This is a genomic window from Nocardia sp. NPDC050718 (assembly GCF_040654235.1).
Classification (GTDB): domain Bacteria; phylum Actinomycetota; class Actinomycetes; order Mycobacteriales; family Mycobacteriaceae; genus Nocardia.
In genome coordinates this window covers 580,196-592,623 of record NZ_JBFAHQ010000004.1, presented here as the reverse complement: position 1 = coordinate 592,623, position 12,428 = coordinate 580,196, and the positions used below count along the sequence as shown (strand labels likewise).

Below are 12,428 nucleotides of genomic sequence, written 5' to 3'. Positions count from 1 at the left end.
CATGTCCGTCGACACGACCACCACCAGCAAAGCTCCCGAACCCCCTGCGCCCCTGGTCCTTCCGTGGTGGACGCGCGGTGACACCAACGCCTTCTTCGGCCTGGCGTTCAACATCCTCGTCAATGTCTTGACCCTCACCACGCTCACCATCGCCGTGGTGCGGATCCCGAGTGGCGACGTGCTCGGCACCGTGTTGCCGGCGCTCGGGGTCGCGCTGGTCCTCGGCAACCTCTACTACATGGTCCTCGCGCGGCGGCTGGCCCGGCGGGAGAATCGCGGCGATGTCACCGCGCTGCCGTACGGGCCGAGCGTGCCGCACATGTTCATCGTCGTGTTCGTGGTGATGCTGCCGATCTATCTGAAGACCGGAGATCCCTTGCAGGCGTGGGCCGCCGGGCTGGCCTGGGCCTTCATGATCGGCGTCATCGTGATGATCGGCGCCTTCGTCGGGCCCTACATCCGCCGCGTCACCCCGCGCGCCGCCATGCTCGGCACGCTGGCCGGTATCTCGATCACCTTCATCGCCATGCGGCCCGCCGCGCAGATGTGGGAGGCGGCCTGGATCGGCCTGCCGGTGCTGGCCATCATCCTGATCGGCTTCTTCACCGATGTGAAGCTGCCGGGCAATATCCCGGTCGGACTGGTGGCGCTGCTGGTGGGTACGGCGATCGGCTGGATCGGCGGCTATCTGTCCGCACCGGACGTGGCGCAGGCGGCGAGCGATATCGCGCTGGGCCTGCCGGATCTGCGCCTGGATCTGCTGTTCGACGGACTCGGCAATCTGGCACCGCTGCTGGCCACCGCCATTCCCCTCGGCATCTACAACTTCACCGAGGCGATGAGCAATGTCGAGAGTGCCGCGGCCGCAGGGGACAACTACAACCTGCGCAGCGTCCTGCTCGCCGACGGGTTCGGCGCGGTCATCGGGGCCGGTTTCGGCTCACCGTTCCCGCCCGCGGTCTACATCGGCCATCCCGGCTGGAAAGACGCCGGTGGGCGCACCGGGTACTCGCTGGCCAGTGGGCTGACCATCGGCGTCATGTGCCTGCTCGGCCTGTTCGGCGTGCTGGCGACGGTGCTGCCGATTCCGGCGATCGTGCCGATCCTGCTCTACATCGGCCTGCTGATCGGCGCCCAAGCGTTCCAGGCCGTCCCACGGTTGCATGCGGTGGCGGTGGTCGCGGCCCTGCTGCCCAACCTCGCGGAGTGGGCGGTGACCCAGATCGACAACGCGCTGTCGGCGGCGGGCACCTCGGCCGACAAGGTCGGGTCGGCGGCGCTGGGCCAGGCCGGCGTGGTGTACGACGGGCTGAAGACGTTCGGCTCCGGCGCGGTGCTGGCCGGTCTCGTCCTCGGCGCGATCGTCACGTTCATCCTCGACAAACGGTTCCGCGCTGCGGGACTCGCCGCGCTCATCGGCGCGGCACTGAGCTGGATCGGGCTCATCCACGCGCACGCGGTCGAGTGGGCGGCCGCGCCGCAGGTGGCTCTCGGGTACGCCTTCTTCGCGATCGTCTGCCTGGCCTATTCGGTACTGCCCTCGACCTCGACGGCGGCGGCCGAGCCGACGGCCGACGAGACCTGATCGACGTGTCTACGGTGCCGGTCTATCCGGGTTCGGGCAGGTCGGCGTAGAACTCGCGCAGGGCGGCCGTCACCCCGACCAGCACCCGGTGGGCGGCCGCCAGATCGCTGTCGGGCAGGTCCGCGAGCGCCGACCGGGTCCGGGCGCTGAGCGGTCCGAAGAAGCCGGCCGCCACGGCCATGCCGTCCTCGGTGTAGCCGAGGTGCACGCGCCGCCGGTCCGTGGCATCGGGCACCCGCTCGAGGTGGCCGGACTCGATCATCCGCTCCACCAGATAGGTGACCGCGGGCGCGGAGACGCCCATCAGCTTGCTCAGCTGACCCGCGGTCACCGGCGCGCCCTCGGCCTCGGCGGTCGCCACATGCATCAGGGCGCGGAAATCATTCGGGCGCAAGTTGTTCGAGCGTGCGAAGACGTGCCCGATCTGCTCGGAGATCGCGGTCAGCGCGCGCAGATCGCGGGCGATCTCGGTCTGGAGCCCCGCCCGGTCGACGGCCGGATCCGTGTTCACGCTGTCCTCGCCCACGCGTTGTCTCCTCTCGCTACCCGGCTGCGAGCTTAGCGCCCGGCCGGCCCACCATTGCCCATTAGTTAAGTTTCTGAAATAGTCTCCCCGTGATGCGAGGGAGCGACGGACAGGGCTGGGACCGGTTCGCCGGGTTGGTGACCGGTCGGCGATCGTGGGCGGTGCTGCTGGCCGTGCTCGTGGCCGCGATAGCGGTGATGGGCTGGGCAGGCGGCAACGACAGCGCGGGGCAGGCGCCGGTGTCGCTGCCCGCGTCGGCGGAATCGGCACGGGCGGCCGAGGCGGCTGCGCAGTTCCCCGACGCGGGCAACGCCGCCGCGATCATGGTGGCGACGCGGGTCGACGACGGAGTGCTGACCCCGCCGGATCTCGCGGCGCTGGAGGCCGCCCTCACCCGGGCGGGCGTGCCCGCGTCCGAGGGACCGCGCGTCGTGCCCGCACCGGACGGCCGGGCCGTCCTCGCGCAGATCCCGGTGTCCGCCGAGCTCAACGGATTCGCGCTCACCGACCGGATCGAGGAGCTGCGCGGCGCGCTCGCCACCGACCTGCCCGAATCGCTGCGCGTTCAGGTGACCGGCGGACCGGCTTTCGGCGCTGACATCGCCGACTCGTTCTCCGGGGCGAACGCGCTGTTGCTGCTCGTCACCGCGCTCGTGGTGATGGTCCTGCTGATCGTCACCTACCGGTCACCGGTTCTCTGGCTGGTCCCGTTGACGGTCGTCGGACTGGCGGATCGGGTCGCCACCAGCGTCGGCACCGCGCTGGCCCAGCTCACCGGACTCACCTTCGACGGGTCGACCTCGGGCATCACCAGCGTGCTGGTCTTCGGCGCGGGCACCAACTACGCCCTGCTGCTGGTGTCGCGCTACCGCGACGAACTGCACCGGCACACCGACCATCGGGTGGCCCTGCGCGCGGCGGTGCGGCACGCCGCGCCCGCCATCGTCGCCAGCAACATCACCGTCGTGCTCGCCCTGCTGACCCTGCTGCTCGCCCTGCTGCCCAACACGCGCAGCCTGGGCGCGTTCGCCGCGGCGGGACTCGTCGTCGCGCTGGTCTTCGTCCTCGCCGCGCTGCCCCCGGCCCTCGCGCTGTGCGGGCGACGGGTGTTCTGGCCGTTCGTGCCGCGCGCGGACGGCCGCGACACGGCCGCGCACGGCGTCTGGTCGGCCGTGGCGAACCGCGTCGTACGCCGGCCCGCGCTGGTGGCCGGTGTCGCGTCGGCGGTTCTGGTGGTGCTCGCCACCGGGCTGGCGACCACGGATATCGGACTCGCGCGCACCGAGCAGTTCCGGGTCGAGGCGGAATCGGTCGACGGGCTCGAGACCCTGGCACGGCATCTCCCGTCCGGCTCCTCGGATCCGGCCGTGGTGATCGCCCGCACCACCGCGGACGCGGACGTGCGACGGGAGATCGAAGGCGTGCACGGTGTTTCGCGTGCCACGGCCACCGGCGTCACCGACGCGGGCAGCACCCGCTGGTCGGTCGTGCTCGATGCCGCGCCCGGCTCGGCAGAGGCCTTCACCACCATCGCCGCGATCCGGTCGGCGGTCGGCGCGGTACCCGGCGCCGAGGCGCTCGTCGGCGGGTCCGATGCCGAGGCGCTCGATATCCGCGACGCCGCCCGCCGGGATCAGGCGCTGGTCATCCCGCTGATCCTCGCGGTCGTCCTACTGGTCCTGCTCGTGCTGTTGCGGGCCGTCCCGGCGGCCCTGCTGCTCGTCGGGGTGACGGTGCTCAGCGCGCTCGCGGCGCTCGGCGCCGGGAGCTGGATCAGCGACACAGTGTTCGGGTTCCCCGCCCTGGACACCAATGTTCCGCTGTTCGGCTTTCTGTTCCTCGTCGCCCTGGGGGTGGACTACACGATCTTCCTGGTGACCAGGGCCCGCGAGGAGGCCGCGGCGCACGGCACCACGCGCGGCATGGTGCGGGCCGTCGCGTCGACGGGGGCGGTCATCACCAGCGCGGGTGTTGTTCTGGCCGCGGTGTTCTGCGTGCTCGGCGTGCTGCCGCTGATCACGCTGACCCAGCTGGGCATCGTCGTCGGTATCGGCATCCTGCTCGACACCTTCGTGGTGCGGACCCTGGTCGTGCCCGCGCTGTTCGCGTTGCTCGGCGACCGCGTGTGGTGGCCGACGTCGCCCACGACAACCGCGGCGGCGCAGGCCGAGCCGATCCACGCGACATGACCCGCGTCGCCGCGATCAGGGCGTGTGCGGCAAGGTGGCCAGGTAGTCGCGGAAGTCGGTGGCCTGGCGACCGGTGAGGGTGGCCACCGCGTCGGAGACCTGGGCGAGATCGCCCTGCGCGATGGCGGTGTAGGTGCTCACCCACCCGTCGACCTCCCACCGCGGCGCGTCGTAGCTGGCTCGCGTGGCATACGCCTCGTCGACGGTCTGATCAACGAAACGGTAAGGGCGACCGAGGATTTCGGTCATCTCGGCGGCGGCCTCCGGCAGCGTGAAGGCGCGCGGACCGGTGAGGTCGAAGGTCTCGCCGGTATAGGCGGTCGTGGTGAGCACGGCGGCGGCGCAGTCGGCCACGTCGGCGCGGGTCACCGCGGCCACGGTGCCGTCACCGGCGGGCCCCGCGATCACGCCGTCGGCGTCGGCGAAGTGCGGGATGATGTCCTGATACTGGTTGTCGCGCAGGAATGTGAAGTCCAGGCCCGACTGCCGGATGGCCTGCTCGGTGAACCAGTGATCGCGGCCGAAGGTGAAGGTGCAGTCCGGCGCGGCACCGACGAACGACAGGTACACGATGCGCCGCACACCCGCGCCGCGGGCGGCGTTGACCACCGTCGACTGCTGCGCGGCCCGATCGGCGCTCTCGGTGGCCGAGACGAAGAAGAAGGTCTGCACGCCCGCCAGCGCGGCGGCCACCGTGTCCGGCTCGGCGTAGTCGATGACCGCCGTACTCGCCCCCGCGATCGACGGCAGGCGGTCGAGACGCCGGCCGAGCAACCGCAAGGGCGCGCTCGAGTCCGCGAGCAGCCGGGCGACCCGCCCGCCGATCTGTCCACTGGCCCCTGAAATCGCAATGGTTTCCGGCATCCGCCCAGGCTATTGCACCCGGGGTGCCCGGAGGGACGCGCCGGTCGCCGTGTCGCGTTCTGCGGTTCGGCCGCGCGGATGGTGGAATCTGCGGGTGCGTGTATCGAGCGGGATCGCCGCTGTCACTGCGGCCGTGATCATGACCCTGCCCGCGCTCGTCGCGGCACCGGCGAGCGGCGCGGTCCGCGACACGGCCTGCGGGTCGACACTGTCGGGCGGGGACATCGCCGAGATCGCGCGGCTCTCGGACACCTCGACGATCTCCGGCGCCGATGCGCTGGCCCGGCTCGAGGACGCCGTCGCCCGCCATCACCGGATCACCGAGATCCTCGTCGAGCACCGAGACCTGCGCGGCCTGTTCGCAATCGGGCTCGACGCTGTCGAATACGCCGCCGTCATGCCGCTGCAGCGCGATCCCGGCGCCTTCGTGAATCGCGAGTACGCGCACGCGATCAGCACCGAACTGCTGCGCCGCTTCCTCGACAATCTGCACGCCGAGTTCACCGGCGGCGTCACCGAGCCGCAGTGGGCGCACTATTTCGCCCTCGCGCAGGACTGCGGCGCCTCCCGCGCGCGCACCGCGATGGCGGGCTACAACGCCCACCTGACCGTGGATCTGACGTATTCGGTGGCGGCCGTGGGCAGCCGACCGGAGAACGCGCAGGACTACTTCGAGATCGTCGCCACCATCGCCGCCGCGGGCGACCTCATCGTCGACCGCACCAAGGCGGCCTACGGCGCCGACCTCGGCCCGCTGTGGCGCTTCTACTTCGTCGGTGAAGGACTCGACCAGCTCTTCGGCGCGGGCGTGGCCACCGAACAGCTGCTCATCGCCGCCGATCTCGGCGCCAACACCGTCATCTTCACCAATGGTCTGGCCCTCCAGGACCCCGCCCTCGCCCCGACGGTCCGCGCGGAGGTCACCGTGCTATGGCAGGCAGCCGACCTCGCCTTCGAAGCCCTCGCCCGGATCAACGCCCTCTGAGTCTCCTGGCACCTGGGCACCGGACGGCATCGAGGTCACGCGATTCGCGGAAGGCCCGAGAACGGGAACGGCCCCGGACAGCGGTGTGAACCGTTGTCCGGGGCCGGATTTCGCGGCGGGGGTCAGCCCGCGGTCTGCTCCTTGCTGCGGATCTCCACGATCGGCAGCACCAGGGCGGCGGGCGCGCCCGCGGGGACGGCGGGCTGCTGCGGAGCGACGGGGGCGATCCGGGTGTAGCCGGCGCTCTGCTCGGGGCGGGTGTCGACCTCGCCCTTGTTCGGCCAGTAGGCGGCGGCGCGCTCGGCCTGGGCGGTGATGGTCAGCGACGGGTTCACGCCCAGGTTGGCCGAGACGGCGGCGCCGTCGACCACGCTGAGGGTGGGGTAGCCGAAGACGCGGTGGTAGGCGTCGATCACGCCGTGCTCGCGGTCGGCGCCGATCGCGGCACCACCCAGGAAGTGCGCGGTGAGCGGGACATTGAACACCTCACCCCAGGTGCCGCCCGCGACACCACCGATCTTCTCCGCGACCCGGCGGGTGACATCGTTGCCCGCCGGAATCCAGGTCGGATTCGGTTCGCCGTGGCCCTGCTTGGAGGTGAGCTTGCGCCCGCCGAACAGGCCACGCTTGGTATAGGTGGTGATCGAGTTGTCCAGGTGCTGCATCACCAGCGAGATGATGGTGCGCTCGCTCCAGTTCTTCACGCTCAGGAAGCGCAGCAGCAACAGCGGATGCAGCAGCGCGATACCGAGGAAGCGCAGCCAGCGCGGGACCTTGCCACCACCGTCGACCATGAGGGTCTGCAGCAGGCCCATCGAGTTCGAGCCCTTGCCGTAGCGGACGGGCTCGACGTGGGTGTCGGGCGTCGGATGGATCGAGGAGGTGATCGCGACGCCCTTGGTGAAGTCCTGGCCGGGCGCGAGGGTCTTGGTCGCGGCGCCGACGATGGACTCGGAGTTGGTGCGGGTCAGCAGGCCCAGCTTGTCCGAGAGGTTCGGCAGCACACCCTGATCGCGCATCGAGTGCAGCAGCTTCTGCGTGCCGAGCGTGCCCGCGGCCAGCACGACCTGTCCGGCCGTGAAAGTCTTGGGGTCCTTGCGCACCCACGCGCCGGTGCGCTCGGTCGCGACGTCCCAGGTGCCGTCGGGCAGCGGGCGCAAGGCGGTGACCGTCGTCATCGGAATGATCTGCGCCCCGGCCTTTTCCGCCAGGTAGAGGTAGTTCTTGACGAGGGTGTTCTTGGCGCCGAACTTGCAGCCGACCATGCAGTCGCCGCACTCCACACAGCCGGTGCGCTCGGGCCCGGCACCACCGAAGTACGGGTCGGCCACGGTCTGGCCCGGCTCACCGAAGAAGACGCCGACCGGGGTCTGCACGAAGGTGTCGCCGACGCCCATGTCCTCGGCGACCGCCTTGAAGATCTCGTCGGCGGGGGTCATGTGCGGGTTGCGCACCACACCGAGCATCTTCTGGGCCCGCTCGTAGTACGGGGTGAGCTCGGAGCGCCAGTCGGTGATGTCGCGCCACTGGGCGTCCTGGAAGAACGGCTCCGGCGGCACGTAGAGGGTGTTGGCGTAGTTCAGCGAACCGCCGCCGACACCGGCGCCACCGAGGATCAGGACATCGCGCAGGGGGTGGATGCGCTGGATGCCGAAGCAGCCGAGCTTGGGCGCCCACAGGAATTTGCGCAGGTCCCAGCTGGTCTTGGGCAGTTCGTCGTCGGCGAACCGGCGACCCGCCTCGAGAATGCCGACCTTGTAGCCCTTCTCGACCAGGCGCAGCGCGGTGACACTGCCACCGAAGCCGGAGCCGACGATCAAGACGTCGAAGTCGGTGGTGCGATCGGACATACGAGGGCTCCTCGATCGGTGTCGACAGTGACGTCGGTAACGCTAACGTCGACAGCCAGAGCTGTCAAAGTCCGGCGCGGGCGGCCCTATGCTGGTCGGGTGCCCCGATACACCCGAGCGGAACTCGCCGACGTCAGCGGCGTCGCGGCGCGCACCATCCGCTACTACCACTCGCTCGGCGTGCTGCCGAAACCCGGCCGCGCGGGCAAGGAGGTCGTCTACTCCGACGCGCACCTGGACCGGCTCCGCGACATCGTCGCCATGCAGGCCCGCGGCCTGCGCCTGGACGCCATCCGCGAGGTGTTCGACGCCGAGCCGTCGCCCGGTGCGGGCGACTGGCGCACGCTGTTCGATCCGCGCGCCGTGCAGGCGGGGGAGCGGACGGTGATCGTCGACGACGCCGAGCTGACCGAACTGCTCGGCGATCGCGGCACCGATGTCCTCGCCGAGCTCATCGCGGCGGGCTACCTCGAGCGTCGTGACGACACCTGGTTCGTGCCCGACCGCCCGATGCTGAAGGGCGCGCTCGTGCTCTACGACGTCGGCACCGACATCACCCTCAGCGGCGTCCTGCGCACCCTGATCCGGGAACGGATCGCCGAGCTGGCCGACGACGTGGTGCGCACGATCCGCGCGGCCGCGGGCACCGGGTACGGCGGCGAGGACGTCGGTGTCGACCTGAGCCGGTTCCACGAGCAGTTCCTGGCCATGGCGTGGGAGGTCGGCGGCGCGACCTTCGCCGCCGAGATCGAACGCGCGGCGGGCGTCGTCGAGCCGGTCGCCGACACAGCCGAGCGGCGGCGGCTGGACCGTGCCGCGGGTGCGCGATGATCGGGAGATGAGTACCGACCGACCGGGGCCGCGGGCACTGGCGCGCGCCCAGACCCTCGCCGACATCAAACGGATCGGCCGCGAGCACCTCGCCTCGCAGGGCGCGGCCGCGTTGTCGCTGCGTGCCGTCGCCCGCGACCTGGGCGTGGTGTCGTCGGCGGTGTACCGGTACGTGCGCAGCCGCGACGAGTTGCTGACCCTGCTCGTGGTGGACGGCTACAACGCTCTCGGCGACGCCGTCGACGCGGCCCTGGCCGATGCGCCCGACGACCCGGCGACGCGCTTCCGTGTGGTCGCCCGGACCGTGCGCACCTGGGCACTGGCCGAGCCGGCCTGGTACGGCCTGCTGTTCGGCACCCCCGTGCCCGGCTACGCCGCCCCCGCCGAGGACACCGAGACGCCCGGAATCCGGGTGATCGCGACCCTGCTCGGCATCATCGACAGTGCCTTCCGGGCGGGACAGCTCAGCGCTCCCGCCGTCGAACCGGTGGTGTCACCGGCGGCGGCGGCCGATTTCACCGCAATTCGCGGGCAATTCGGCATGGCCGCCCCGGACTGGCTGATCGTGGCCGGCCTCACCACCTGGACGACCCTGTTCGGCGCGGTGAACTTCGACGTCTTCGACATGTACGGCCGCGATACCTTCGCCGACCGGGCCGAAGTGTTCGAACTCCAGATCGACCAGATGCTGCGGATGCTCGGGTTCGCGAACGTTGCCGTGAACTAGCTGTTCGGTTCGGTGTGGCGGACCGCCTAGTGTGGACCGGTCGGTACCGTAGCGATCGAGCTGATTCCCACGGTATGTGGAAAGAGAGATGTGTATCCGGCGACGCCCACGGGTGTCGCCAACGAACGGGAGTGCCCGAGTGAATTCACGCGAGGAGATGTTGCGCCGCGTCCGTGACGGGCTGCTGGACCTTCCCGACGACGAGCGTCGGGTGCCCATGCGGCGGTCGTCGCGGAACGGCGAGGACGTCGATCCCGCCGAACGGGCCGCCGTCCTCGCCGAGTTCGCCGCGCGGTTGCGCGAACACGGTTCGCTCGTCCGCTCCGTCGACCTCGCCGGCCTGCCCGCAGCGGTCGCCGATGTCCTCTACGGCATGAGCGTGCGCTCGGTCCTGGCCGCGGTCGAACCGGGCCCCGCCTGGCTCGACCACTGGGCCAGCGCTCCCGGCCACGAGGTCGTGCATCGCGGCTCGGGTGCCTCGGAGTCCGGCGACGCCGTGGTCCGCGACGCGGTGGCCGGCGACGCCTCCACCGGCTCCCTCGCCCTCGATATCGACGGCGGCCCCGACGTCTCCGAAGTGGTCCCACAGGTCTGCGTCGTCCGCGCCGACCGCGTCTTCGGCTCCCTACCCGACGCCCTCGACCGCCTGGACCCCCGGCGCCCCCTGGTCTGGCTGGGCGGCCCGGGCGACGCCGACCTGGCCCGCCAACTGATCGTCCTCCTCGTCGAATAGCCTGGCCGAGCAGTTCTGAACGTCCCCGAGATTCTTCAGGTGAGTGCGTTCAGGATTCCCGACACCACCCGGCCGATCAGCCGCGCGACAGTGGTCGCGCCTTCGATGAGCACCTCGCCGACCACGCCGCCGTCTTCGATGGTGTCGTCCGATCTGTTGCGCCGCTTGGACTTTCGGCGCCTTCTGCTGAACATCCCCATGTCTACTCAGACGAACGAGCGCCCGTCGCGGTTCCCGTGTTCCGCGACGGGATGCCCGGTGGGTTCGACCGGCGGTCACAAGTCGGTGTGGCGGGTTGTGTGGGACCGTAAGTCTCAGTTATTCTCGGATCAACCGGTGTGACGGCGCTTACAGTGCCGCCGACCGGACGCGAACCGAGGAGGCACCGATGACGCTGACCGAATCGAGCCGTGGCGGACTCATCGCCGAGGAGTACCGAGATGCGCTGGCGACCCTTTCGCAGGGGTCCGTCGACCGGCATTTCGATCCCTACCTCGATATCGACTGGGATTCGCCGGAGCTCGCCCTTGACCCGAACGACGTGCGCTGGGTTCTCTCACCCGACGTCGACCCGCTGGGCGCCACGCAGTGGTACCGCGATCAGCCGCTGGACCGGCAGATCGCCATCGGGAAGTGGCGGATCTCGAACACCATCAAGGTCGGCGCGGCCTTCGAGAGCATCCTGATCCGCGGAATGATGCAGTACATCATGAAGCTGCCGAACGGCTCGCCCGAGTTCCGGTACTGCCTGCACGAGATGACCGAAGAGTGCAACCACATCCAGATGTTCCAGGAACTGGTGAACCGCATCGGGGTGGACGTGCCGGGGATGCGGCCCATGTTCAAGGTGCTCTCACCGCTGATCGGGGTCGCGGGCGGCTACGCCCACACGATCCTGTTCATCGGCATCCTCGGTGGCGAGGAACCGATCGACCACTATCAGAAGGCGGTCATCCGCGAGGGCGCGTCCATGCCGCCGATGGTGTTGCGCACCATGGAGATCCACATCGCCGAGGAAGCGCGCCACATCTCCTTCGCCGGCGAGTTCCTGGCCGCGCACGTCGGCCGGATGGGCAAGTTCAATCGCGGCGCGTGTTCGGTCGCGTTCCCGATCGCCATGCGCTGGCTGGCCGGGGAGATCATGGCGCCGCCGCGCTCGTTCGAGCGCGAGTTCGACATTCCCCGCGAGGTGATCGAGCAGGCGTTCTGGAAGTCGGAGCACTCGCAGAAGATTCTGTCGGGCTACTTCGGTGACATGCGCAAGCTGGCCGACGACCTCGGTCTGATGAACCCGATCGCCCGGCGGTTGTGGCGCACGCTCGGTGTGGACGGTCCGGCCTCGCGCTATCGCAGCGAGCCCGAACGCGGACATCGCCGGGTCGCCTGAGCGGCGTTCAGCCCGTGGCGAGCTGGGTGATGATCTCGACCAGCTGCTGGTCGGGGTCCAGGGTCAGGCCGTGGCGGCGGGCGACACCGTCGACCACGTGCCAGGCGTAGGAGGCGACCTCCTCGATCAGCTGGTCCCTGGTCAGTACCGGGTTCGGGTCGTTGGCCCAGCGCGTGACGGTGGCCTCGGTCATGGACACGATGGCGAAGGTCATCGTGTCGGCCGAGCCGTCGTCGCTCACGCCGACCACACCGGCGAGACCGGTGACCAAGGCTCTGGTCGACGCCGCGATGGTCCCGATCAGCGCGCTCATCGCGTCGATCTCGGAATCGTCGTCCGAGGGGCCGGTGCGCAGGAAGTCGTGCAGCCGGGGATGGTCCTCGATCCAGGTCACCACGGCGCCGACCGTGCGCACGAGAATGCTGTTGATGGACCCGTCGGCGATATCGAGCGCGTCCTCGATATCGGCGACGAAACGGTCGGCGATATCGCTGCGGATCCGCCGATCGAGCTCGTCCCGCCCCGCGAACTGCCGGTACACCACGGATTTCGCCAGGCCGGCGTTCTCGGCGATCTGGACGATCGGCACCTCGACGCCGGCGGGCGCCTGCTCGATCAACTCGACCGCCGACAGCACGATCCGCTCCCGGCGGCTGTCGTTGTGCGGCTGCCATCGGGCTTGTCTGCCGCTCACGGCGCTGGAGGGGCGTGACGTTGCGCTCGACACCCGCCCGAGTGTAGAGCACCCGGC

12 protein-coding genes are annotated in these 12,428 nt (G+C 70.1%); 7 read left to right on the top strand and 5 right to left on the bottom strand.

The features are described 5' to 3' along the window. The first annotated feature begins 1 nt into the window (after nt 1). Nucleotides 2–1,585 (top strand): regulator, encoded by a 1,584-nt coding sequence (locus AB0H54_RS21735; protein WP_357347241.1) that lies wholly within the window; start codon nt 2–4, stop codon nt 1,583–1,585. Nucleotides 1,586–1,607: 22 nt separating this feature from the next. On the opposite strand, the gene AB0H54_RS21730 is transcribed toward AB0H54_RS21735, so the two are convergent. Next, a complete protein-coding gene (locus AB0H54_RS21730; RefSeq protein WP_357347239.1) occupies nt 1,608–2,111 on the bottom strand; it encodes a MarR family winged helix-turn-helix transcriptional regulator in 504 nt (167 codons plus the stop codon). A gap of 92 nt (nt 2,112–2,203) precedes the next feature. Between AB0H54_RS21730 and AB0H54_RS21725 the strand changes: the two genes are divergently transcribed. Further along, nucleotides 2,204–4,300, top strand: a complete 2,097-nt coding sequence (locus AB0H54_RS21725; protein WP_357347237.1) for an MMPL family transporter — start codon at nt 2,204–2,206, stop codon at nt 4,298–4,300. 15 nt (nt 4,301–4,315) lie between these two features. On the opposite strand, the gene AB0H54_RS21720 is transcribed toward AB0H54_RS21725, so the two are convergent. Continuing rightward, on the bottom strand, nt 4,316–5,164 hold the full coding sequence (locus tag AB0H54_RS21720) for an SDR family oxidoreductase (protein WP_357347235.1): 849 nt from the start codon (nt 5,162–5,164) through the stop codon (nt 4,316–4,318). 94 nt (nt 5,165–5,258) lie between these two features. Between AB0H54_RS21720 and AB0H54_RS21715 the strand changes: the two genes are divergently transcribed. Next, complete coding sequence (locus AB0H54_RS21715; RefSeq protein WP_357347233.1) at nt 5,259–6,149, top strand: DUF5995 family protein; 891 nt, start codon at nt 5,259–5,261, stop codon at nt 6,147–6,149. Between the two features lie 122 nt (nt 6,150–6,271). Here AB0H54_RS21715 and AB0H54_RS21710 read toward each other — a convergent pair whose 3' ends face one another. Beyond that, nucleotides 6,272–7,999: a GMC family oxidoreductase gene (locus tag AB0H54_RS21710; protein WP_357347229.1), complete on the bottom strand. Its 1,728-nt coding sequence runs from the start codon at nt 7,997–7,999 to the stop codon at nt 6,272–6,274. A gap of 99 nt (nt 8,000–8,098) precedes the next feature. Here AB0H54_RS21710 and AB0H54_RS21705 point away from each other — a divergent pair, with 99 nt between their 5' ends. The 3 genes from AB0H54_RS21705 to AB0H54_RS21695 all read left to right on the top strand — a co-directional run bounded on the left by AB0H54_RS21705 (nt 8,099) and on the right by AB0H54_RS21695 (nt 10,290). Then, a complete protein-coding gene (locus AB0H54_RS21705) occupies nt 8,099–8,830 on the top strand; it encodes a MerR family transcriptional regulator (protein WP_357347227.1) in 732 nt (243 codons plus the stop codon). A gap of 7 nt (nt 8,831–8,837) precedes the next feature. Next, nucleotides 8,838–9,557 carry a WHG domain-containing protein gene (locus AB0H54_RS21700; protein ID WP_357347225.1) on the top strand — a complete coding sequence of 240 codons (720 nt, stop codon included), beginning with the start codon at nt 8,838–8,840 and terminating at the stop codon, nt 9,555–9,557. 139 nt (nt 9,558–9,696) lie between these two features. Further along, the gene (locus tag AB0H54_RS21695; protein WP_357347223.1) at nt 9,697–10,290 is read left to right on the top strand and encodes a hypothetical protein; all 594 of its coding nucleotides are present in this window, start codon (nt 9,697–9,699) and stop codon (nt 10,288–10,290) included. Nucleotides 10,291–10,325: 35 nt separating this feature from the next. Here the strand turns inward: AB0H54_RS21695 and AB0H54_RS21690 are convergent, their stop codons facing one another. Beyond that, nucleotides 10,326–10,484: a hypothetical protein gene (locus AB0H54_RS21690; protein ID WP_357347222.1), complete on the bottom strand. Its 159-nt coding sequence runs from the start codon at nt 10,482–10,484 to the stop codon at nt 10,326–10,328. Nucleotides 10,485–10,678: 194 nt separating this feature from the next. Here AB0H54_RS21690 and AB0H54_RS21685 point away from each other — a divergent pair, with 194 nt between their 5' ends. Beyond that, on the top strand, nt 10,679–11,677 hold the full coding sequence (locus tag AB0H54_RS21685) for a diiron oxygenase (RefSeq protein WP_357347220.1): 999 nt from the start codon (nt 10,679–10,681) through the stop codon (nt 11,675–11,677). Between the two features lie 7 nt (nt 11,678–11,684). On the opposite strand, the gene AB0H54_RS21680 is transcribed toward AB0H54_RS21685, so the two are convergent. Then, nucleotides 11,685–12,404, bottom strand: a complete 720-nt coding sequence (locus AB0H54_RS21680) for a TetR/AcrR family transcriptional regulator (protein WP_357347218.1) — start codon at nt 12,402–12,404, stop codon at nt 11,685–11,687. Nucleotides 12,405–12,428: the final 24 nt, after the last annotated feature.